Annotated in this window: 15 protein-coding genes and 4 pseudogenes; 13 read left to right on the forward strand and 6 right to left on the reverse strand. The window is 69.2% G+C overall.

Translation table 11 applies throughout. From position 1 onward, the window contains the following. Positions 1–4 precede the first annotated feature (4 nt). The 9 genes and pseudogenes from TN53_RS23165 to TN53_RS48425 all read left to right on the forward strand — a co-directional run. Positions 5–1,423: a hypothetical protein gene (locus TN53_RS23165; protein ID WP_420719119.1), complete on the forward strand. Its 1,419-nt coding sequence runs from the start codon at positions 5–7 to the stop codon at positions 1,421–1,423. An 83-nt stretch (positions 1,424–1,506) separates the two neighbouring features. Further along, complete coding sequence (locus TN53_RS23170; protein ID WP_046260521.1) at positions 1,507–3,408, forward strand: SMI1/KNR4 family protein; 1,902 nt, start codon at positions 1,507–1,509, stop codon at positions 3,406–3,408. A 382-nt stretch (positions 3,409–3,790) separates the two neighbouring features. Beyond that, positions 3,791–5,452: a TlrC/CarA/OleB/SrmB family ABC-F type ribosomal protection protein gene (locus tag TN53_RS23175; RefSeq protein WP_046260522.1), complete on the forward strand. Its 1,662-nt coding sequence runs from the start codon at positions 3,791–3,793 to the stop codon at positions 5,450–5,452. 122 nt (positions 5,453–5,574) lie between these two features. Further along, a complete protein-coding gene (dctA, locus tag TN53_RS23180; RefSeq protein WP_046260523.1) occupies positions 5,575–6,987 on the forward strand; it encodes a C4-dicarboxylate transporter DctA in 1,413 nt (470 codons plus the stop codon). Between the two features lie 69 nt (positions 6,988–7,056). After that, a pseudogene (locus TN53_RS23185) lies at positions 7,057–8,156 on the forward strand (glycerate kinase). Positions 8,157–8,180: 24 nt separating this feature from the next. Beyond that, positions 8,181–9,080: a LysR family transcriptional regulator gene (locus TN53_RS23190; protein ID WP_046260524.1), complete on the forward strand. Its 900-nt coding sequence runs from the start codon at positions 8,181–8,183 to the stop codon at positions 9,078–9,080. A 146-nt stretch (positions 9,081–9,226) separates the two neighbouring features. Continuing rightward, the gene (locus TN53_RS23195; protein WP_046260525.1) at positions 9,227–10,312 is read left to right on the forward strand and encodes a tartrate dehydrogenase; all 1,086 of its coding nucleotides are present in this window, start codon (positions 9,227–9,229) and stop codon (positions 10,310–10,312) included. A 911-nt stretch (positions 10,313–11,223) separates the two neighbouring features. Next, positions 11,224–11,394 (forward strand): hypothetical protein, encoded by a 171-nt coding sequence (locus tag TN53_RS23200; protein WP_046260526.1) that lies wholly within the window; start codon positions 11,224–11,226, stop codon positions 11,392–11,394. Between the two features lie 57 nt (positions 11,395–11,451). Beyond that, positions 11,452–11,676 (forward strand): annotated as a pseudogene (locus TN53_RS48425) (IS110 family transposase); the annotation flags it as partial. A 55-nt stretch (positions 11,677–11,731) separates the two neighbouring features. Here TN53_RS48425 and TN53_RS23205 read toward each other — a convergent pair. Then, positions 11,732–12,586 carry an alpha/beta hydrolase gene (locus TN53_RS23205; protein ID WP_046260527.1) on the reverse strand — a complete coding sequence of 285 codons (855 nt, stop codon included), beginning with the start codon at positions 12,584–12,586 and terminating at the stop codon, positions 11,732–11,734. A 429-nt stretch (positions 12,587–13,015) separates the two neighbouring features. Then, positions 13,016–13,564, reverse strand: coding sequence for a YciI family protein (locus TN53_RS23210; protein ID WP_046260573.1), 549 nt, complete (start codon positions 13,562–13,564; stop codon positions 13,016–13,018). Between the two features lie 243 nt (positions 13,565–13,807). Here TN53_RS23210 and TN53_RS23215 point away from each other — a divergent pair, with 243 nt between their 5' ends. From TN53_RS23215 to TN53_RS44195, 3 genes are all read left to right on the forward strand, one after another. Beyond that, positions 13,808–14,734, forward strand: a complete 927-nt coding sequence (locus TN53_RS23215) for a DUF1353 domain-containing protein (RefSeq protein ID WP_046260528.1) — start codon at positions 13,808–13,810, stop codon at positions 14,732–14,734. Between the two features lie 269 nt (positions 14,735–15,003). Then, entirely contained in the window at positions 15,004–15,375 is a 372-nt protein-coding gene (locus TN53_RS23220) for a hypothetical protein (protein WP_234441680.1), read from the forward strand. Between the two features lie 10 nt (positions 15,376–15,385). Continuing rightward, complete coding sequence (locus TN53_RS44195) at positions 15,386–18,031, forward strand: tetratricopeptide repeat protein (protein WP_159038176.1); 2,646 nt, start codon at positions 15,386–15,388, stop codon at positions 18,029–18,031. An 88-nt stretch (positions 18,032–18,119) separates the two neighbouring features. Here the strand turns inward: TN53_RS44195 and TN53_RS45445 are convergent. Together TN53_RS45445 and TN53_RS45450 are read right to left on the reverse strand one after the other, a co-directional pair. Then, positions 18,120–18,523, reverse strand: a pseudogene (locus tag TN53_RS45445) (FAD-dependent oxidoreductase); the annotation flags it as partial. Then, a pseudogene (locus TN53_RS45450) lies at positions 18,499–18,744 on the reverse strand (MFS transporter); the annotation flags it as partial. The pseudogenes TN53_RS45450 and TN53_RS45445, both read right to left, overlap by 25 nt. Before the next feature lie 173 nt (positions 18,745–18,917). Here TN53_RS45450 and TN53_RS23235 point away from each other — a divergent pair. Beyond that, entirely contained in the window at positions 18,918–19,637 is a 720-nt protein-coding gene (locus TN53_RS23235; RefSeq protein WP_159038177.1) for a hypothetical protein, read from the forward strand. A 183-nt stretch (positions 19,638–19,820) separates the two neighbouring features. On the opposite strand, the gene TN53_RS23240 is transcribed toward TN53_RS23235, so the two are convergent. Together TN53_RS23240 and TN53_RS23245 are read right to left on the reverse strand one after the other, a co-directional pair. Beyond that, on the reverse strand, positions 19,821–20,741 hold the full coding sequence (locus TN53_RS23240) for a hypothetical protein (RefSeq protein WP_159038178.1): 921 nt from the start codon (positions 20,739–20,741) through the stop codon (positions 19,821–19,823). Positions 20,742–20,985: 244 nt separating this feature from the next. Continuing rightward, positions 20,986–22,317, reverse strand: coding sequence for a cytochrome P450 (locus TN53_RS23245; protein ID WP_046260533.1), 1,332 nt, complete (start codon positions 22,315–22,317; stop codon positions 20,986–20,988). Between the last annotated feature and the right edge of the window lie 173 nt (positions 22,318–22,490).

The raw sequence follows: 22,490 nt of genomic DNA on the forward strand, positions 1-22,490 counted from the left end.
CCCCATGAAAGGGTGCGCAACCCATGACGAAACGCTGACGTCCGGCCCGGGAGACGGCAAACGGCCGACCGGCCCGCCTAGCGTTCTCCGCGTGACCCGCTCCCTTCGCCGTGACCTGTACGCCGCCGCGGCCGCCGCAGCGCTGGTGACCGCCGCCGTGCTCATCGGCCGGCACATCCAGCACACGCGCCACACCCTGTTCGTCGACTGGCCCCCGCTCCTGGCGTTCTGGGACCCCCATCTGGGCCCCGGCACCCCGGCCGCCGTACTCGTGGCGACCGCCACCGTGGTGTACGGCCCCGCCCTCGCCGCCTGCCTCCCCTTCCGTGCCCTGCTCACGCTGGCCTGGGCCACGGCCATGGCGTGGATCTGGTCCCTCGCCCTGGTCGACGGCTGGCACCGGGGCATCGCGCGCAGGCTCACCACCCGCTACGAGTACCTCCAGGTCATCGACCGCTTCCACGACATCCCCGCCGCCCTGCGGGACTTCACCCACCACATCCTGCTCGGCTCCCCCGACCACTGGCCCGCCCACGTCGCCGGCCATCCGCCCGGCGCGACGCTCACCTTCGTCCTGCTGGACCGGATCGGGCTGCGGGGCGGGGGCTGGGCCGGGGCGTGGTGCATCACGGTCGGGGCGGCCGCCTGCGTGGCCGTACTGGTCACGATCCGTGCACTGGCCGACGAGCAACGGGCACGGCACGCCGCACCCTTCCTGGTCCTGGCGCCGGCCGCCGTGTGGATGGGCACCTCGGCCGACGCGTACTTCGCGGCGGTGGCCGCCTGGGCGGTGGCGCTGCTCGCCCTGGCGATCACCCGGCAGTCCCTGTGGTGGGCGGGAGGTTCGGGGCTGCTGTTCGGCCTGACCTGCTATCTGTCCTACGGCCTGACACTCGTCGCGCTGATCGGGGCCGCGGTACTGGTGCTCGGCAGGCGGGAACTGCGGGAGCGCCCGGCCGTGTTGGTGCCGCTGCTCGCCGGAGCGGCCGTGGTGCCGACGGCGTTCACTCTCGCCGGGTTCGACTGGTGGGAGGCGTACCACCTGCTGGTCACGCGCTACTACCAGGGTGCGGGCGGCATCCGCCCCTACGGCTACTGGGTGTGGGCCAACCTGGCGTGCGTGGTGCTGGTCACCGGCCTGGCGACGGCGGCGGGGCTGCGGCGGACGGGCGCGCTCCTGCTGCGGCATCGCACCGGCAGCCGAGCCGACGTCCGCCTCGGCGTTCTCGTGGCCGCCGCCCTTCTCGCCCTGCTGGTCGCCGACCTGTCCGGCATGAGCAAGGCGGAGACGGAACGCATCTGGCTGCCCTTCGCACTGTGGCTGTACCCGGCGTGCGCGCTCCTCCCCCGGCCCCGTGCCTGGCTCGCCGCCCAGGCGCTGCTCGCCCTGCTCCTCAACCATCTGCTGCGCACCGGGTGGTGACCACTGCCCAGGACGCGGAACTCCCGGCGAGGCGCCCGGAGGTGGCACCGGACGTTGTCAGTGCCGGATGACACCATCCGGACATGAGTGGTGAGGCTTTCGACTGGCACGAGTTCCTGGGGCGTTGGCAGAAGGAGTGGGTTCCGCGCGACGACGTGGACGAAGAAGAGGACGAGGACGGCGGACAGACCGCGGGCCCGAGCCGGCCCGGGGCGGACGAGGCGGTGATCGGCGCGGCCGAGGAGCGGCTGGGGCGGCGACTGCCCGCCTCGTACCGGGAGTTCCTTGCCGTGAGCGACGGGTGGCACGTGGACCAGACGGCCGGGGTCTATCAGCTCGGCGGCGCCGCGGACATCGACTGGTTCCGCGACCCGTACGACATGACCCCGCTGTACGAGGAGAACCTGGGCGACAACCCACGCAAGGAGGATGTCCTGCTGGCCGGGATGTGGCGACGGGCGCTCCGCCTGGAGACGGACTCCGACATGTCGAACGCGCTGCTCGACCCGGGCGACACCGACGAGGACGGCGAGTGGGCGCTCTATGTCTACCAGGGCTGGGGCGGTGAACTGCCGGTCCGTTACCCGTCGTTCCGCGCGTACATGGAGGCCATGTACCGCGGCTTCCACTCCGACCGGGCGCAGAGATCCGACTTCGTGAACGCGACCACGCGCGTCCAGGACGCCCACGTGGCAGACGCCTACCTGCTGGCCCTGCGGGGACGGTACGAGGTGGCACTGTCCCTGCTCGAGGAGGCGCGGTCCTTCGGACGGCCACGCAGCGCCGTCCTGCTGAACCAGCTCCGGCACCTGCTGGCTCCGCGCAGCCCCCGGGATTACGGCCGCCTGGTCGACGACCCGCGCTACCTGGCCGAGATTCTGCCCGTGGAGGCCATGACGCCGGCACGCGGCGAATGGCGGTTGGGTGGGGACGACCACTGGCTCGGGATGATGGCCGCGCGCGGGGCAGCCCGGCAGACCGCCGCGACCGTACTGGGCGCGCTGCGGGACGGCACCCATCACTACGCGCCTCCCGGTCCCTGGGGGCGGGCCGTCGCCGAGGCCCGGGAGACGGCCCGTTGGGGGGCGACCGACGCCGCGTGGCGGGCGCTGCGGGAGGCGCTTCCCCAGTGGGAGACGCCCGGGCCCTCACTGCTCGCCCCGATCGGCCTGCTCGCCGATCCGGTCCTGGGTCCGCTGGTCACACCGGAGCGTGGGCGGGAAATCCTCGCGACACCGCGGGCCGGGCAGACGGGACCCGTTCCGGAGCCGGTGCCCGATCTCGACCCGCCGGGCCTCGCGTGGCTGACTGAGACCACGGCGAACCGGCAGCCGCTGGACGGATACCGCTGTGTCTGGGTCGAGGGGATCGACCCCGCCGACCTGCCCGCCCTGATCGGTGAGGAAGGCGCCGCACTGAGCGGGCCCACGGATCCGCGCAGGGCATCATGGCAGGCGCCCAAGCCGCATGAGCGGGAAGGCGTGGAACTCTGGGAGGACCGGCCCGTGGTCGCCGTCGGCCGCACCGCCGAAGGGTGGGCCTTCGCCTTCGACGGCCACTCCCACCACCATCTGCACAAGCTGTTCCTGTCCCCCGCTCAGGCCGCCTCCTCGGCCGGCCGCGCGGTCGTGGTGTGGCGCGACCCGAGGCACTCGTCCCCGGGTGAGCGCTCGGCCGCGTTTCATCTGTCGGTGGCCGAACAGGGCGAGGAGCTCTACGCGTTCACCGTGCGGGGCACCGAGATCCGCTGCTCCGGCGCGATACCCGACGCGCTGGATCCCGCGCGGCTGTTCCGCCCGGACGACACCGAGCTGGACTGCGAACTGCGTGCGCTGGAAGCCCTGCACACCGAACTCGGGCTCTCACTCCCTCGATTCGCGCTGACCCACGGCAGCCTTCACACCTTCACCACCCGCTCCTGGACCCGGGCGCCACGCGAGGGCGAGGGGTTCGCGTACGTCACCCTCGGACGGCCCCGGCACTGACCGCGGGCGGGGCCCGCCCCCGTGGAAGGGCCGTTCGGCCCTGCTTCCCGCCCGCACGGCCCGTAGGACCCTCCGGCTGGCCCGGAAGATCATGCCGAAGATGAGGTGGGCCGGCCACCGCACGCCCCTGCGGGGCCGGCCACGTCAGCACAACTGCCCCGCCCGGGCCAGAGCCGCCCAGCCGCCCAGGCACCCGACTAGGCGAGACGTATCGTCTTGTTATTCTCTTCGTCGTGCCGTACCGTCCTCCACATGGGTTCCCTGTGAGACAGCCCGGCGCCACCCGCGTAGAGCACCGCTCCGCGGTCGCGCGCCTCGCGTGCAGTCATCCACCCCGATCCCGCCCCGGGTTGAATCCCGCGCGGCCAGGAGGGACCCGATCGTGCACACCTCACAACTCACCCTTGACCACGTCACCAAGCGCTACCCCGGCCGCACCGTCCTCGACCAGGTCTCCTTCACGCTGAAGCCGGGCGAGAAGGCCGGGCTCATCGGGGACAACGGCGCCGGCAAGTCCACCCTCCTCCGGCTCATCGCAGGTCAGGAGAGTCCGGACAGTGGCGAGTTGACCGTGATCGCCGCCGACGGCATCGGCTATCTGCCACAGAGCCTCCCCCTGCCCCCGACCGCCACCGTCCAGGACGCCGTCGACCTGGCCCTTGCCGACCTGCGTGCCCTGGAGGCGGAACTGCGCCGGGCCGAACAGGCCCTGGGCGACGGCGCGGGCCCGGCGGACCTCGCCACGTACGCCGTACTCCTCGGACGCTACGAGACCCGGGGCGGCTACGACGCGGACCACCGCGTGGACATCGCCCTGCACCACCTCGGCCTGCCCGCCCTCCGCCGTGAGCGCCCACTCGGCACCCTGTCCGGCGGCGAACGCTCCCGCCTTGCCCTGGCCGGCGTCCTCGCCGGCCGCCCGGAACTGCTGCTCCTGGACGAGCCGACGAACGACCTGGACGATCAGGCCGTCGAGTGGCTGGAGGCACAACTGCGGGCGCACCACGGCACAGTGCTCGCGGTCACCCACGACCGTGTCTTCCTGGAACGCCTGACGACCACGGTCCTGGAGGCCGAGGCGGGGAAGGTCACCCGTTACGGCGACGGCTACGCCGGCTACCGCACGGCGAAAGCGGCGGAGCGCCACCGCCGGCTCCAGGAGTACGGGCGATGGCGGGACGAGCTGGCCCGCAACGAGCGGCGGGCCGCCGGTCACGCCATCGGCCTCGACGCCATTCCGCGCAAGGCACCGCTGGCCAACTTCGGCCACGGCGGCTTCCGCGCCCGCGGCCGGGCCCACGGCGCGATGGCCCGTATCCGCAACGCCCGCGAGCGGGTCGAGAGGCTGACCGCGAACCCAGTGGCGCCGCCGCCGGACCCGCTGGTCTTCCGAGCGCAGATGGGAACGACAGAGCATGCCACGGAGCTCCCCGCCGTCGAGCTGTCGGACGTACGCGTCAGAGACCGCCTCCACCTGGATTCCCTCACCCTCGGCCGCAGCGGCCGGCTTCTGGTCACGGGCCCCAACGCCGCCGGCAAGACCACACTGCTGCGGCTCCTCGCCGGTGAGCTGCGAGCGGACGAGGGCTCGGTGCGGGTGCCGGGCCGGGTGGGTCATCTGCGTCAGGACGAGACACCGTGGCCCCCGGGCCTGACGGTGACCGAGGCATTCGCGCTGGGGCGCGCAGGCTCCGCCGACGAGCACGCGGACGCCCTGCTGGCCCTCGGCCTCTTCGACCCGGCCCAACTGAGCTTGCGCATGGGCGAGTTGTCGTACGGCCAGCGCCGCCGCGTGGATCTGGCGCGGCTGGTCTCGCAGCCCGCCGAGCTCCTGATGCTCGACGAGCCGACGAACCACCTCTCCCCGGCGCTGGTCGAGGAACTTCAGGAGGCACTCACCGGCTATCCGGGGGCGATCGTGCTGGTCACCCACGACCGCGCACTACGGACGCGGTTCCAGGGCGAGCATCTGCACCTGTCCGGCTCTTGTCCCCCATCGGCTGAGGGCTCTCCCGCGTCCTCGACCAAGCACAGGGATCGATAGGCCACACCTATACGGGGCATCGATTTTTGGTCGTGGACCCCCCGCGCCGGACCCGGGTTCACTGTGGCCCAAAGCTGGCGCGGACCGATGGGGCTCGGTGTCGCGCGATCAGGGAGGTTGCAATGACGCATACCCCGGGCAACGGACGAGCCGAGCAGGCCGCGCGTATCGCGGCGAAGCCGTGGTATCGCCAGTTGTACGTCCAGGTGCTGGTGGCGATTGTGATCGGTGTCGTGCTGGGCTGGAAGTGGCCTGATCTGGCCACCGACATGGAGCCGATCGGCACGACGTTCATCACCGCGATGAAGATGCTGATCGGACCGATCGTCTTCCTGACGATCATCGGCGGCATCGCCGGCGTCGCGGACCTGAAGAAGGTCGGCCGCACCGGGATCAAGGCGCTGACCTACTTCCAGGTGGGCACGATCGTGGCCCTGCTGACGGGTCTGGTGGCGATCAACATCTTCCGGCTCGGAGACGGTGTGCACGCCGACCCCTCGACGCTCCAGACCTCGGGCGACGCGAGCCAGTACGTTGAGCAGGGCGAGCACCAGCACTGGTGGGAGTTCCTCACCAACATCGTGCCGGACAGTGTCTTCGGCCCGTTCGTCGAAGGGAAGATCCTCCAGGTGATCTTCCTGGCCGTGGTCTTCGGCATCGCGATCAAGCTGGTGGGCAAGACCGGCGAGCCGATCATCGCGGCCGTGGGACGCCTGACCGAGGTCGTCTTCAAGGTCCTGTCCTTCGTGATGAAGGCCGCGCCGCTGGGCGCCTTCGGCGCGATGTCGTACGCCATCGGGAAGTTCGGCCTGTCCACGCTCACCAGCCTCGGCTCGCTGATCCTCCTCTTCTACGTCACCTCGGCCCTGTTCGTCGTGGTCGTGCTCGGCGGAGTGCTCGCCCTGTACGTGCGGCTGAACATCTTCCAGCTCTTCCGCTACTTCAAGGAGGAGTTCTGGCTGATCCTCGGCACCTCCACCGCCGAGCCCGCGCTGCCCGGACTGATGCGCAAGCTCCACTTCATGGGCGCCGAGCGGTCCACGGTCGGCCTCGTCGTGCCGACCGGCTACAGCTTCAACCTCGACGGCGCGGCGATCTACCTCTCCCTGGCCACGCTGTACATCGCCCAGGCCACCGACACCTCCCTCTCCCTGGGGCAGCAACTCGGTCTGCTGGCCGTCATGTTGCTGACCTCCAAGGGCGCGGCGGGTGTGGCCGGCGGCGGATTCATCGCGCTCACCGCCACGCTGTCGACGGTCGGATCCGTCCCGGCCGCGGGCATCATGCTCATCTTCGGCATCGACAAGTTCATGTCGGAGTGCCGGGCCCTGGTGAACTTCTTCGGCAACGCCGTAGCCACCTTGTTCGTCGCCAAGTGGGAGAACGGCCTGGATCTGGAACGGGCCCGGGCGGTGCTGGCCGGCAAGGCGGGAGAGCCCTCGCTCGCCGCAGAGCCCGAGGCGGAAGCCGAGCCGCGCGTCATGCTCGACAAACAGCGCCCAGCCGCCGTACACCCCGCCGAGGTGGCCCCCTGATGGCGTCCGTCCTGATCGGCCCCGGACAAGTTCAAGGGCTCCCTCACCGCCGACGCCGTGGCCCGTGCCGTGGCCGACGGGATCCTGGCGGCCTCCCCGCACACCCGCGTCACCCGGCTCGCCCTGGCCGACGGGGGTGAGGGCAGCGTCGCTGCCGCCTGCACGGCCGCTTCCGTGCCGAGACGGTCATCGTGGCGGGGCCCACCGGGCGGCCCGTCACGGCCTCCGTCGCGGTCGAAGGCCGTACCGTCCTCGTCGAGGCCTCCGCGATCTGCGGCCTCGGCGTGCTGCCGGACGGACGCACGGCACCGCTGACTGCCACCAGCCGCGGCATCGGCCAGGCAATCCGGTACGCGCTGGCGGGCGAGGCCGACACCATCGTCCTCGCCCTCGGCCGGGTCGCCACCACCGACGGCGGCGCGGGCCTGCTCCAGTCCCTCGGCGCCGTACTCGCCCGCGCGGACGGCACCCCCATCGGCCCCGGCGGCCGCGGGCTCGCCGCCCTCCACACCGTCGACCCCGGCGAGGCCCGCGCCGCGCTCGCGGGAGTCGACCTGGTCCTCGCCACCAACGTGGACAACCCTCTGCTCGAAGCACGGGGTACCGCCGCCGTCTACGGCCCCCAGAAGGGGGCGACCGACAACGACGTCCGCGAGTTGGACGCGGCGCTGACGGGGTTCGTACGACGACTGGAGGCGGCCGGCGTCCCGGACGCGGCCGGCCTCGCCCGTACCGCCGGAGCCGGAGCGGCCGGCGGGCTCGGATACGCCGGGATGCTGCTGGGCGGCCGGGGGTGCTCGGGGGCCGACTGCTTCCTGACCCTGCTCGGTGCCGACGAACTGCTCGCGGACGCCGACTTCGTGGTCACCGGGGAGGGCAGCCTCGACGAGCAGTCACTGTCGGGCAAGCTGCCGGTCGCCCTGGCGAGGCGTGCCCAGCAGGGCGTTCCCGAGCACGCCGTGGCGGGCCGCCGCACCCTGCCTCCGGAACGGACCGCCGCCCACTTCCGCTCCGTGCAGGCCTTGACGGACCTCACCGACCAGGACTGCGCCACCGACAGCGCACTGTCCGCGCAGCTGCTCACGCGGTACGGCCGTGCTCTCGCCGACCGCTGGATCGGCGGCTCCGGGGAGGAGGCGGTGTCGGCGGCTAGGTTGACCCTGACCTAGGACGAATCGATCGGCGGAGGCACCGTGGACGCGCGCCAGCTGGAGTACTTCCTGGCCATCGTGGAACACGGCGGCTTCAGCAGGGCCGCCGCCGCGCTCCACGTGGCCCAGCCGTCGCTGTCGCAGGCCATGGCGAACCTCGAGGCCGACCTCGGAGTCGCCCTCTTCCACCGCGTGGGCCGAGGTGTCGTCCTCAGCGAAGCCGGCACGGAACTGCTGGAACCCAGCCGCCGCGTCCTGCGCGACCTGGCCGCCGTCCGCGACACCGCCGCCGCACTCGCCGGGCTGCACGGCGGCACGGTCGAGCTGGCCACCATGCCCTCGCCCGGCATCGAGCCACTGACCACCCTCGTCCACCGCTTCGCCGAGCTGCACCCATCCGTGACGGTCAGCACCCAGGCCGCGTTCACCCCCGACGAGGTCGTCTCCCTGGTCCGCAGCGGGGCCTGCGAGCTGGGTCTGCTGGGTTCCTCGAGCCCCGTCAACCCCTCGGGGCTCGACGTCCTGCACGTCGAGGACCAGCCCTTCGTGGTCGTCGCCGCGCCCGGCGGGGCGATCGAGGACGACGTCACCATCCGGCCCGAGGAACTGGCCGGACAGAAACTCATCGCCTCGCGCACGGGCAGCCTGATGCGCACCATCGTCGACGACATCACGGCGGGCGGCACCGGCACGGAGATCGTGACCATCGTCGACCACCGCACCTCGATCCTGCCGCTCGTCCTGACGGGCGTGGGCGTCGCCGTGCTGCCCTCGTCGTGGACCCGCCTGGCCCGCCGGTGCGGAGCCGTGGTGGCGCCCATCGAGCCGACCGCCCACCTCCATGTGGCGATGGTCAGTCTGCCCGCGCACCTCACCCCGGCCGCGCGCGCTTTCCTGGCCCTCACCAAGTCGCTCGCTCAGCGACGGGTTCGCGGCACCTGACGCACAACCGGTCGGACGCACAACCGATCGGACGCACAACCGATCGGCCGCGCCTATACGTCGTATCGAATCCACGTCTTGGACGTGTCGCGTGGGCGCTGTGTTGACTCGGAGCAACCGCAAAGACAGCCAGCCGGAGGCACCTCATGACCACCGCACCCCGCACGTTCCGCATCGCCGCCATCCCCGCCGACGGCGTGGGCAAGGAGGTCGTCGCCGCAGGACGCGCCGTCCTCGACGCCCTGGCCGAGGACTCCGGCGGTGCCTTCGCCTTCGACTGGCAGGAGTTCCCCTGGGGCTGCGAGTACTACGAGCGCACCGGCACGATGATGGACGAGGACGGGCTCGACCAGCTCAAGGACTTCGATGCGATCTACTTCGGCGCCGTCGGCTGGCCGAACGTCCCCGACCACATCAGCCTGTGGGGCCTGCGCCTGAAGATCTGCCAGAACTTCGACCAGTGGGCCAACGTCCGCCCCGTACACTTCCTGCCCGGCGTGCAGAGCCCGCTGCGCAAGGCCGACGACACCGAGCTGGACTGGGTCGTCGTCCGCGAGAACAGCGAGGGCGAGTACGCCGGGCTGGGCGGCCGCAACCTCGGCGGCCGCGGCCCCGGCGGTGAAGTCGCCGTCCAGTCCGCCCTGTTCACCGAGGTGGGCTGCGAGCGGATCATGCGGTTCGCCTTCGACCTCGCCCGTACCCGCAGCCGCCGCAAGGTCTCGTCGGTGACGAAGAGCAACGCGCAGCAGTACGGCATGGTCCTGTGGGACGACGTGTTCAAGCGCGTCGCTCTCGACTACCCGGACGTGGAGACGGAGAGCGTCCTGGTCGACGCGATGTCCGCGAAGTTCGTGCTGAAGCCGGAGGACCTCTCGGTCGTCGTCGCCTCCAACCTCAACGCCGACATCCTCTCCGATCTCGGCAGCGCGCTGGCCGGCAGCCTGGGCCTCGCCGCCAGCGCCAACCTCAACCCCGAACGCCGCTTCCCCAGCATGTTCGAGCCGGTCCACGGCTCCGCGCCGGACATCGCCGGGCAGGGCCTGGCCAACCCGATCGGTGCGGTCGGCAGCGCCGCCCTGATGCTGGAGCACTTCGGCCTGCCCGACCAGGCGGCCCGACTGCAGAAGGCGATCGAGACGACGACGGGCGCGGGCATCCTCACCCGCGACGTCGGCGGCACCGCCTCCACGGAGGACGTCATCAAGGCGCTCATCGACGCACTCAACGCCTGACCCCGCTCCCGTCGGACACGGGGCCGGATCCCACCGGACGGGCTCGTCGCGGTCTAAAGCGCAACGCGCCGTCGACGACGCGTGCGGCGACCTGTCCGGCACCGCCGGATGCCGACTTGGAGCACACACACCCTTCAGGCTCGAGACCATGGTCGTACGCATGACGCGCAAGCAAAGGCACGAGGATGGGGCGTGGATTCCGTCCCATGCCCGCGTCGGTGCTCTCAGCTCGGGAGGAAACCATGCTCCGAGCCGCTGCTCTGACTGCTTCCGGTCGCATCGGGAGGCCTCGCCCCGGACGCTGAGATTCTCCGCCGTTCCCCGGCGGGTCGGGAGCCAGTACAGCTCCCGGAGCCGCAGGCGGCGCCGATGCGGACGGCAGGCGCGGGGAGCTGTTCCGTCAGGAACGAGTCTTCCGATGGCCCAGGAAGGCGAAGACCGCCAGAACCACTCCGCTGACTGCAGCGATCGCTCCGAGCAGGGTCGGCACAGCATCGCCCGTAAGAATTCCTGCGACGCACGCACACATCCCTCCCGCGATCAAGACCGCGGAGAACGCTCGCACTCCTCTTAACGCGTCATCCATCGCTCCACCCCTGCGCCGCATTGCACCACCGCTCTCTACGCACTCGGAGAAAAGCCGTTGGACAGGGAAAGAATTGCCGACCTACAGCGATCCACACGGCCGTACTACCCTGTTCCAGCCATTCCTCACGCGTCCTCGACATACAGGCCAGGGAATCCATGGAGGAATCCCGATGAGCAACCAACAGCCGCTCACCGGACCGACGGTGAGGTGAACGCCGTGGAGAAACCGGTTTGAGTGCCCGCATAGACATTGGATAAACCAAGTAAATCGACCGTGTGTTCCTGAATTCGCCGGGCACTAGCAGCTACGGAGGTTGATAACTATGGTTCCCCTGCTTCTCGTTCTTCTGCTGGCTCTGATCCTCTTCGGTGCGGGTTTCGCACTGAAGGCACTGTGGTGGATCGCCGTCATCGTGCTGGCCGTCTGGCTGCTGGGCTTCGTCATGCGCTCCGCGGACACAGGCGGCCGCAAGGGCCGCTGGTATCGCTGGTAACCCCCCACTCAGTAGCGTGCCGGTGGGCTCCGGATACATCCGGAGCCCACCGGCACGCCTGCACCGCACGATTCCGGGAAGCGGAACGGCAACCTGCACCGGCCGCGCCACTCCCACCGGGGTCTCCAGCGTGTCTTTTACATGTCCACACTGATGAGCGTGCGCAACGCCCCCAACTCCCGGACGTATGACGACCGCAAGCGCGCCGAGGGCAAACGCCACTCCCAGGCCGTAATCGCCCTCGCCCGGCGCAGAGTCAACGTCTTGTGGGCCCTGATCCGGGGCGGCGATCCGGGGACGGCCGCCTCTACGAAGTCCCCGCGCCTCAGCCCACCGGTCAGTCCGGGTGATCGCCCGACCGCCACAACCAGCGCAGGGCATCGGGAAGCAGGACGCCGCCGTGGTTGGGGCTGTGGCCGCCATCGCCCAGGACAAGACGGAAGTCATAGCCGGCCTCTGCGAGCGCGGCCGCGACCCGCAGATTACTGGCGAGCCAGTTCGCCTCGGGCTCGTTCCAGTGCAGGTCACGATGGCCCGCTTGCATGAAGATGCGCAGCGGCTTGCGAGGGACGCGGGGGATGAGTTCCGGGTATGGGTTGCCGCCTGGCATCTGCGTGAAGCTGGACAAGTACCCGATCACCCGGCGGAATTTGTCCGGGCGCAGCCACGCCGCGGTAAAGGCGCAGTTGCCGCCGCTACTGCCACCACAGATGCCCCACCGATCGGGGTCCTCGGCAATCGAGCAGTGCTTCGTGACCTCAGGGATGATCTCTGTCAGGAGAAGGCTGACGTAGCGATCGTCGTAGGCGTCGTACTCGGTGTTGCGGTTCTTCGGATCCTCAGCGTCCGGGAAGACACCCGGGTCGACGAACACGCCGACGGTGACCGGGATGTCACCGCGGTGGACGAGATTGTCCAGCACGATCGCGCCCCGGACCTCCCCTTCAGGGTCCAGGTACCACCATCCGTCCTGGAACACCATCAGCGACGCCGGCTCCGACGGGTCGTACCGCGCGGGCACATGCACCCAGAACTTCCGTGACGTTCCCGGGTAGATCGCGCTGTCGCTCCAGTCGAACTCGATCGTCTCGCCGGCCGGCACGCCGGGCTGCACGGCGGAGTCGGGGCCATGGGCGTAGCGCACATCCGACTGATGAATCGGAAGCGGCTGGTAAGGCACCTCGATCGTCACGCGGGCCAACCTAGGAGAGATCACGAACGGTCTCAACGGGGTTTATCCGTCGGTCGCGAAGGCGTGAGCCGCGAAGCGCTTGCCCATGGCGACGATATGCGGCGGCGGTGGGGTGAAGGCCGTCGGCCAGGTCATCTGTCTCGTCCGGGCCGAGCAGCTCGCGTCCGTCGAGATAGTGGAGATGAGGATCGGACGCCTGTCGTGCCGCGGCTGTCCGGGCCGGCTCGGCACGGACGACCGCCAGCGACAATGCCCCGCCTGCCACATCGGCCGGGTCACCCAGGGCAGCGAGTCTCCCCTCCCCAGGTCCAGCACCACCGTGACCCCACCGGCCCGCCCACCAGTGGAACCGCCCGCAGCGCCGCCGTCACCGCTCCTGTCCCCGGTCGATACGTTCCGGAGACGACATCGACCCGGTGCCTCCGCGGCTCATCGGCGCCCGCCGAACTCCCAGTCGTGGACCTCGACGGCCGCGTACCGCCCCGGAGTCAGGACGGCGCGTGCCGTGTCCGGGCCCGGTGCCCTGAGCAGCACCGCCGTACCCAGCCAGGTGTCGCCGTCGTCGGACAGCAGCGGCCCGTACGCGACCAGCTCGTCGCGGTCCGGCTGCGGGTCGAGGTCGGCGGCCGGGCCCTCGCCGAGACCGAGCACCAGGTACCGGTTGCCATCGGTCCGGCCACCGGGGAAATCCCACATGGTGCGCCCCAGCACGTTGTGCCACCGGCGCACCAGCACGTCCCGGTACGCACCGGCCTGGTAGTTGGGCTCTTCGAAGGCGAACGCCCGGGCGGCGGCAGGATCGGGCAGGTCGACGATGTGCACGCTGCCGGTGGGCGTTTCACCGTCATCGGCGAAGGTCGGGCCGCGAGCGATCAGTTCCTTCGCGTACCGGTCCATGTAGGACCAGTGCTCCTCCAGCAACTCCTCGCGCAACGCGAGGGAGCCCGGCCGATCACGGTGATAGCAGAAGAACTCCATGACCACAGACCCTTCCCCATCAAGGGAGCCGGCTCAACCGGCTTTTGGCGACCATGACTTCGCGCTCCACAGAGACAGCATTCCATCGGACGGAATGGCTGCCTCGGCCGTGCGGTCTGTCGGCAGCCGGCGCAGGGGTGCCGATGGACACTTCTGGGTGACTGACCACGGGGAAGATGAGTAATGGCAGTCACCCGTCGGAAGAAATGGGACAGCAACCGGTCTGGCACGAGGGAGGCGCTCATGGCTGTATCTGGCGGAGGTGGCCCGATCGCCCAGGAGCCGCGCCGGTTCTACGACGGTGGCATCGACGCTTCAGCGGGACAACCGGAAGTCCTGCCCGACCCCGGCTCCGATGCCCGAATCGAGCTCAAGCGGGTCATCGTGGGCCGCCACGAGTACTTCATGATGCAGCGCCGCATCGCGTACCGCGACCGGCACCTGGGTGAGCTCCTGGTGCCGCGGGAGACCGGCACTTTCTGCACCGACCTGACCTCGGTTCCCGCGTTTCTCACCTGGCTCGTGCCGAAGACCGGCGAGCATCTCCCGGCCACGTTGCTGCACGACGGACTGAGCCACCCGGAGGGTGTCCCGGAGTACACCTCGACCGAGGGCAAGGTCGTGCGGCGTGCGGAAGCCGACCGCGTACTGCGCGATGCGCTGGCGGACGCCGGCACTGCGCTGATCAGGCGCTGGCTGATCTGGTCGGCGGTGGCGATGGCGACCATGTGGCGCGGCGAGGGAACGGACTGGCCGACGTGGCTCCAGTGGCGCTACCGCCTGATCGTGGGCCTGACGGGCTTGGGAATCCTGGTGCTCGGCACCTGGGCGACCATCGACCTTTTCGACGTCGAGATCTCCTGGCTCGGCAATCTGTGGTGGATGGGGAAGCGGCCGTGGTGGGAGGAACTCCTCGGCGGGCTGACGGCGGCGATCGTGTTGTCGGTGGGCTGGGCGGTGACCTGGGGGCGCTTCTGGAGGGCCGGCGCGGTCGTCGGGGTAAGCCTTGCGGTGCTGTTGCACGTCACGGCGGCGCTACTCCTCATCTCCGCGACGTACCAGGTGGCGGAGCGCTTCACGAAGAAGGCTCCGAAGGCGGCATGCGTGCTGGCATGGCTCGGGCTGCTGGCGGCACTGGCCGGATTCATCGCAGTGCTGGCGACTCCATGAGGCGGGACCACTGAGTCTCTCGATGGCGCCATCCACCGCCCGCACTCTCTCCTGGCGCGGTCACACCCCGATCGTTCAACTCCGTGGGCACATTGGAAAGTTCACTGTCGACAGGCAATGCGGGTAGCCTGCCGACAGTGGGCACGGAGTCGATCTGAGCAACGACGTTGGGCACCAGGGAGCGGCTCTGCCGAGTAGGACCGACATGGGGATGAAGCGTGGATCCAAGTACTGTCGCGAGCCTGGCAGGATCGGCGTTGGTGGCGGCTATGGCCACAGATGCCTGGCAGCAGGCCCGTGATGCAGTTACAGCGTTGTGGCGCCGTGACCACCCCGATCGGGCGGAGGCCATGGAAGGCGAACTGACCGCTGCCCGTACTCTCCTCTTGAGGGACGACAGTGCAGCCGCAGCTGCCACCCTGACGCAGCTTTGGCAGTTTCGGCTGCAAGAGTTGCTGCTCTCCGACGAGCGCCGTACCGAGGCCCTGACCCGCGAACTGCATCGCGTGGCACAGGAGCTGGCCCGTGACATCGCGCAGACCGCACAACCGGGCATCGGCTCGGTGAGCATGAACGCCCGTGCGACTGATGGCGGTCGGGTCTACCAGTCGGCCGGTGATATGCGCATCACCGAACGTTGACGCGCCGTCAGTGACCGTGGAAGAAGGGCAGGCACTCCTTGCCGCCCGCCAGTCCGCTTCGGCCGCCTCGGGCGGCAAGGTTCTCCAGGCTGGTCGCGACCTGGTAGTGAATGACGTGCATCACCACATGGGATCCGCAGACAAAGTCGTCCTGGTGGAGCGCGTCCTTCCGGCTGAAGAGACAGTCACGGAGGTATTCGTCGGCCGCGACACCGAGGTGGATGCGGTGCTCGCGATCCTGGATCCGGAGAAGGATGCGTCCGGGTTGGTGGTGGTCTCGGCCGTGGCCGGGCTGGCCGGTATCGGCAAGACGGCGCTTGCCCGAGTGGCCGCCGCGGAGGCGGTCTCACGTGGCTGGTTTCCGGGTGGCGCCGTTTTCGTGGATCTCGACGGGTACGCTCCGAACCCGGACGATCGGATCCGCCCGCAGCTCGTGTATACGCCCATGCTTCATGCTCTGGACAGGGAACAATCCGTCCAGGCGGGACCCGAGGCACAGGCAACGCAATATCATCGGCTTCTGGCGGATCGAGCCATGGAGGACCGCGCTGTTCTCCTCGTGCTGGACAACGCGTCCACAACGGACCAGATAGCCGATCTGTTACCGCGCTCCCGCAAGCACCGCGTGCTGGTCACCTCACGCCACACCCTGACGGTGCGGGGTTCACATGCGCTGGATCTCGGAATCCTCGCGCAGGACGATGCGATGGCCCTGATCGATCGTCAACTGAATTTGGTGTCCGCGCGGGACACGCGCATCAGCGATGCTCCGGAAGCCACCCGGCGACTGTGCCAACTCTGCGGACGTCTTCCGTTGGCTCTGCACATTGTCGCCGCCCTCCTGGCGGGCGACCTCTTCCTGTCGCCCGCCCAACTCGCCGACGATCTGGCAAAGGCATACAGCAGACTCGACTTGCTGGACGACGGGGAGCGCGCTGTACGCGCCGCATTCGACCTGTCGTACCTCCGTCTGACCGAGGATCAGGCCCGGCTCTTCCGGCTTCTGCCAGTCAATCCCGGTCCGCACTTCAGCGTCGAAACTGCCGCACAGCTTCTGGGCGTTGCCACACATCAGGCCAGGCCATTGATCTACGAGTTGGCGCGCGCACATGTGATCGAGCACGCAGGCGGGAGTAAGTGGCGGCAGCACGACTTGATCCGCGCCTACGCGCTTGACCTCTTGGTGAAATGGGCTGACGATCAGGCCGCGCCAGCCAATCGGATTGTGGCTCACTACACGTTCAAAGGGGCGGACGCCGGCGAGGCCCTGCGCGTCCCATCCGCGAGCCGCGACGCTGTGCAGCGCGCCCTGGAGTGGTTCGACCAGGAGCAACCCAACCTGCAGGCGGCAATCGCGATGGCGCTCACCTTCGATGACAGCAAGAGCGCTCTGCGGATGCTGGAAGCGCTTATGAGGCTGCAGCGCTACCGCAACCAGACCGCGGAACTGTTGGAAACATCCACCAGGGTTGTGGCTGCCTCCGGAAGCCTTTACGGCACCGACAGAAATCCGTGGGCGCTGGCGGGCCTGGCCTGGTCCCTGGGAGCAACGGGCCGCCAACAGGCAGGGCGCGAGACCACAGAGTTCGAACGCCTCTTGGACTTCGGCGTAGAACCGTTCAGAAGATATCCGCCGCCCAGCCCGGCTTGGGAATGCGCAACGCTGAGAGAGCTACTCAAAGTCACCCAGGGTGCCGTCGAGTTGTTGAGTCCCGCATCTCGGATCACCGCAATTCCATTGCTCCATGAAATATACCGAGTGTTCTCAGGAACGAACTCGCACGAACTGACAGGTTCAGAAGCTCTCCGAGAAGCCGCCATAATCTGCAGTCACGGCGGCGACGCTCGGTTACAAGCGCTTTCCTGGGCCCTACGGGGAAGAGAAATGATCCGGCTGGGCCGGCCTGGCTCCTCCGTCAGATCACTTGAGGCCGCGCTGAACGCCTTCCCGCAGCAGAACGCGCCGCATTCTCCTGACTGGAATAATGTGTGTGCGATGCTGCTTTCGGTGGCTGAGGAGATCCCCGTAGCAGCACCCGGACTCAAAACTCCTGAGCACTATGACATGGAACGCGCCTATCTATTTGCCATGGAAGCCGCCGCACGCATCGGAGACCGCCTGACCGAGGCAAAGAGCGCGAGTGGTATCGGCACGAAATATCACGACATGGGCAATTATCCGTCAGCCGTTGCCAACTACCAAAAGGCAGTGGCCATCCTCACCGAACTCAACAGACCACATGAACTGGGCCTAGCACTCACTAACCTTGCCTGGTCGCACACCGCCATAGGAGATCACGAGGATGCAGTAAGCGCGGCGCAGCAGGCCTATTTCCTTCTCGCAGAAGAGGGAGAACCACACACTTTGATCCGAGCGTTGGAAATGTTGATGCACATTTTCATCCGCCTGCAGCAAACAGACAACGTAATCGCCGTATCCAGAAGAGCCGAGCGGGTGATAACTTCCACGAATCGCCCGAACGATCACATTTCATCGATTCTCTCACTGGCTCAGGCTCTCCTCAATGCGGGATTGCTCACGGATTCGGCACGCACTGTCCAACGTGCAATGAAATCGGCCAAAGAGACAGATGATCCAACCCTGTACTTCATCGCTCGCACCTGGCTTGAAAACAGAGGGCTGCCGATTGGCTGACCGACGGCCACCGGACCGGACACGCGGATCACGCAACGCCCTTCCCATGAAGCACTTCGCGTAGGCACTCGGCCAGACGTCAGCCCGCTCACGTCACGGGCATGAACTCGGGCAGGGTGAGGGCGGAATGGGCCGGTCGGCCCCTGACCGGACGGCATGACGCTGAGGCTGCGCAGCATGTCGTTGCGCTGTGCCAGGGCCCCGAGCGGTGGAGGGGACGAGCGTGGCATCGCCCTCGCCCACCTGATCCTGGTTCATCGGCACGAACTCACGGATGGTGTACTCGTAGGCGGCAAGGCCTGCGGTGTGGTTCCGGTCGACCAGGGAGTCGGCGAAAATGTAGGCGCCGACGAGCGCGGCGAAGACCGCGGCGACCAGGTCCCGTTGGGCTTGCGGGTTGCGGAACGCGTCGTACGGCGGTTGTGGATGGGCGAAGTTCAGGAAGGCGTGCACGTCGTCGTTGTCCCTCACCGCGTAGAGTGCCGCGGCCCTGCGCCGGCGATGGCGAAGCCGGGCACGAAGGCCGATTCGGCCGGACATCCGACCCGGGGGGTGGCGGCGGTGAGGATCGCGCCGCCGGCCTGGACACCCACGGCGAAGCCGAGCACGCGAGTCACCAGGACCAGGCTGGTGACGATGGCGGTGTCACCTCGGTCGACGGACGTGGCGATGCTGGCGTTGGCCAGTGCGATCAGGCCGGCAGCCTTCAGTAGAACTACGCAATCCTCTACGGGCTTTCACCGCAAGAGGCACGCGGTGCGTGCGAGGGGCGGCGGCGCGTGTGACGCTGTGGCAGGCAGCATGGTCGATTGCTTGTGAGCACACGGCTCCGTTCCCGAACCGACTCGCTGGTGGACCTCCTCATCCGGCTCCGCAGGTCCGCCCGGTGAGGGAAGCAGTCTCGAAGCAGGCGGGGGAACCCATGAGAAGCGCACGCACGTTCTTCATACCGGCCGCTGGCGTGGCAGCGCTGCTCGCAGTCTCGGGGTGTTCGGAGGACAAGCCGACCGCCCAGGCAACTCGAAGCGCTTCCCCGTCCGAGCTCGCTCACTACACGGCCGCTCCCGACCCGACCACTCCGATGCCGAGCCCGACGACGGACGCGCCCGCGAAGTGCGTGAAGACCACCGGCATGAGCGTCGAAAAGCTGACCGCGTATCTCAAGGAACTGCCCAGCAGCAGCGGCGCATACCAGTCCAAGGGTTTGACCCTGGACTCCTCCGGCCTGAACTTCACCCCGGAGGCGATCCAGAGGCCTTGCAGGGCGGTCACGGTAAAGCTCGCCCGCTACTGGGTCGAGTTCGAGAGGACGAGGGAGGCGACTGTCGTCAGCCCGGCCTTCTACGAGTACGACTACACGCCGATCGGCGTGACCTCCCTCAAGGCCGGCCTGCAGGACGGCCGAGTCCCCGACACCGCGCCGCCGGGGGGCTCCGACTGCCAGGGCTCACTTTCGGTCCTCTACCTCGGCGAAGATATTCCTCCGCGACTCCTGCCGAGCGACTTGGAGCTCACGGATACGACAACCCCCGTCCCGACCGAGGTGGCCGGAGACGGAGTGCTGTCCGCGCTCTACGTCCCGCCCATCAGCGTGGTGTCCTGCTGACCGCCGATGTGAGCGGCGGTACCACGGGGAGTACACCTGTCGGCTGATCCCGCTGTACCAGCATCATGGTGTGGCTGCTGTGCTCACGGTGTCGGCGCTGTCCTGGACAGGCCCCCGGCAGCGGATGGTGCAGTCCCCTGGCGGGGCGGCCGCCCTGCCTGGGGCCAGGGCATGCTCGCCACGTCAGTCGCCGCCCCCGAAGTCACCGCCCCCGAAGTCGCCTCCGTCACCGCCGCTGTGCGTGTCCACGTCCGCCAGATCGCCGAGGTCGTCGTCGACGTCTGCCGGTCCCTTGCGGGAGCGGGGTGACTGCGAGGGCCTGCGGCGGCCCGCACCGGACTTCCCCTTGCGCCGACCGGGCGCAGAGAACACGGCCCGCGAGACCCTGAAACTGGTCTCCCAGCTCTCGTGCGCCAGCGCCTGCGAGACGGCGGCGCGACAGCGGCGGGTGAAGCGGGGCCAGGGTCGGGACATCTCCGGCGGCCACAGCCCCGCGAGAGACGCCAGGACGGCCCACACCGCCATCCACACGGTCGTCCACCACCCCGGGTCCTGGTCGGGCAGCCCCGGCACCCCGTGGCGCGCGATCATCGCGTGCATGGACATGCCGAACGCCACCGTGAAGGCAGCGGTCACAGCAGGCACGCGGTATCTGCCGAACCGTTCCCGCAGGGGCGCGCGACGCGTCTCCAGGACCGTCCGGAACCTCTTGAAGCGCGGATCGGTGCGGAGCTGCAGGACCGTGGCGCTCCCGTGCCGGCGCAGGCCGGCCACGAGTGCCGCGAGAACCGGGTCCGCGAGTGTTCGGGACCGCCCGGGTGTCGGGGTGACCCGACCCTCTTTGTCGACCTCGGCGTCTCCGGCCGCGATCAGCAGGCGTACGGCCACCGCGGCGGCGTACGGCTCCTGCTGTGCCGGCGCGTTCTCCCAGGAGGCGCCGAGCCACCAGGCCGCCTGGATCGGGTCCACCTCCGCGCCCTCGCCCTCCTTGAGGAACAGCCGCTCGGACCGCGTGCGCTTCCGGAGGGACACGAACAGCGCCGCGTTGAACCCGGCGAACGCGAGCAGCCAGCCGCCGGCGATCCACGCCATCCCCTCGCTCATATCAGCCGCCCCGTTCCCCGCCCAGCAACCCCCGACGGCTCGGCTCGACTCGTGAGACAGCCTCCGCGGAGGGCGTCCAACCGGTCGTTGGGCTGGTGTACTTGCCGGTCATTCCCCGCTTGGAACACGGCCAACTCCTCTACGACGGGGCGTCCGCCGCGCTGCGACTGGGTGTCCGCGGCCGGTTCGGGTTCGGGGGCGTCTTCCCAGGTCAAGCGGGCGCTCAACGATCGCCGGGCCGCGGTCAGGTGCCCGCGACGCGACCGGGCCCCGAGCTGACGGGGCAGACGCCGGCATGCGTCACGGAGGCGACGCCGTACGGGGAACTGGTGGCCGGGACGGCCTGGGTGCCGCTGTCGTGGTCGGCCGACGGCGGTGTGAAGGCGACGTCGAGGCGGGTGAGTCCGCGGAAGTTGAGGCTGCGTTGCCACTGTGGGGCGGCGCCGTCGAGCCGCAGGTCGGGGAGCCGGGTCAGGAGTGCTTCCAGGACGATCGCGCCTTCCAGCCGGGCCAGGGCCGCGCCGAGGCAGAAGTGCGGACCGTGTCCGAACGCCATGTGCCGTCCGCCGGGCCGTTCGAAGTCCAGCAGATGGGGATCGGGAAACACCGCCGGATCCCGGTTCGCGGCGCCGCCCACCAGGAGCACCGTCTGTCCTTCGGCGATGGTGCGGCCGGCCAACTCCAGGTCGCGGCGCGCCCGGCGCAGCATCAGCTGTACCGGGGCGTCGTAGCGCAGGAGTTCCTCGACCGCGGCGGGCATCAGATCGGGCCGGCCGCGCAGTTGGTCGGCCGCGTGCGGGTGGCGGAGCAGGGCGAGGGTGGCGTTGCCGATGAAGTGGGTGGTGGTCTCGTGGCCGGCGATCAGGAGCAGGGCGCAGTTGGCGAGGAGTTCGTCGAGGTCCTGGTCGGTGGTCTCGGCCTGTGCGCCCACCAGGGCGCGCAGGGTGTGGGGGGCCGGCGGGGCGTCGTGGCGGATGAGGAGTTCGCGGAAGTAGGCGAGCATGTCCGTCATGCTCTGCGAGGCCTCGCGGTTGCGGTCGGCATCCAGCCGGGAGTTGCCTATGGCCTCGGCGATCGGCTCGGACCAGGAGGCGAGGGCCGCGCGATCCTGCTGCGGTACGTCGAGGAGGTCGCAGATGATGGTGAGAGGCAGAGGGCGGGCGAGGTCCGCGACGATGTCCATCCGCCCGGTAGGCGCCGCATGGGTGATGATCCGGTCGACGGCTTCGACGATCCGGCCGCGCAGTGTCTGCACTGCCCGAGGAGAGAAGGCCTTGCTGATCAGTGCCCGTAGCCGGGGGTGGTCGGGAGCGTCGTTGTAGAGCATCTGCCGGCTCAGAACCCTGGCCAGAGGCCGCAGTTCCTCCGGGACGGCCTCGATGTCGGGATAGCGCACCGAGGAGAGCCCCGGGTCACCGGCCGCCTTACTGACCACGGCGTGCCCGGTCGCCACCCACGCACGCAGGGTGCGGTCCCAGTACAGGTCGTCGGCGTTCCGCAGCTCTTCGTAGAAGTCGTAGAGGCGCTCTTGGACTTGAGGCCGAAAGGCCCGCAACAGCGAGGTGGGAGTGCTCACCGGCCCAGGCTAGACGGTCTGCGGATCCGGGCCGGGTGCAAGGAGTCCCCAGCTCACGAGTTAGGTAGGCGATTGCGTACTTTCACCGAAGTCCTCGGACCGAGCGTGCGGAAGCGTTGCCACCGGGCCCCGGACGCCTCCGGGGTGACCGAGTGGAGAGAACGCGGGTGAAC

Origin of the sequence: Streptomyces sp. WM6386 (assembly GCF_000972385.1) — a bacterium.
Lineage (GTDB): Bacteria > Actinomycetota > Actinomycetes > Streptomycetales > Streptomycetaceae > Streptomyces.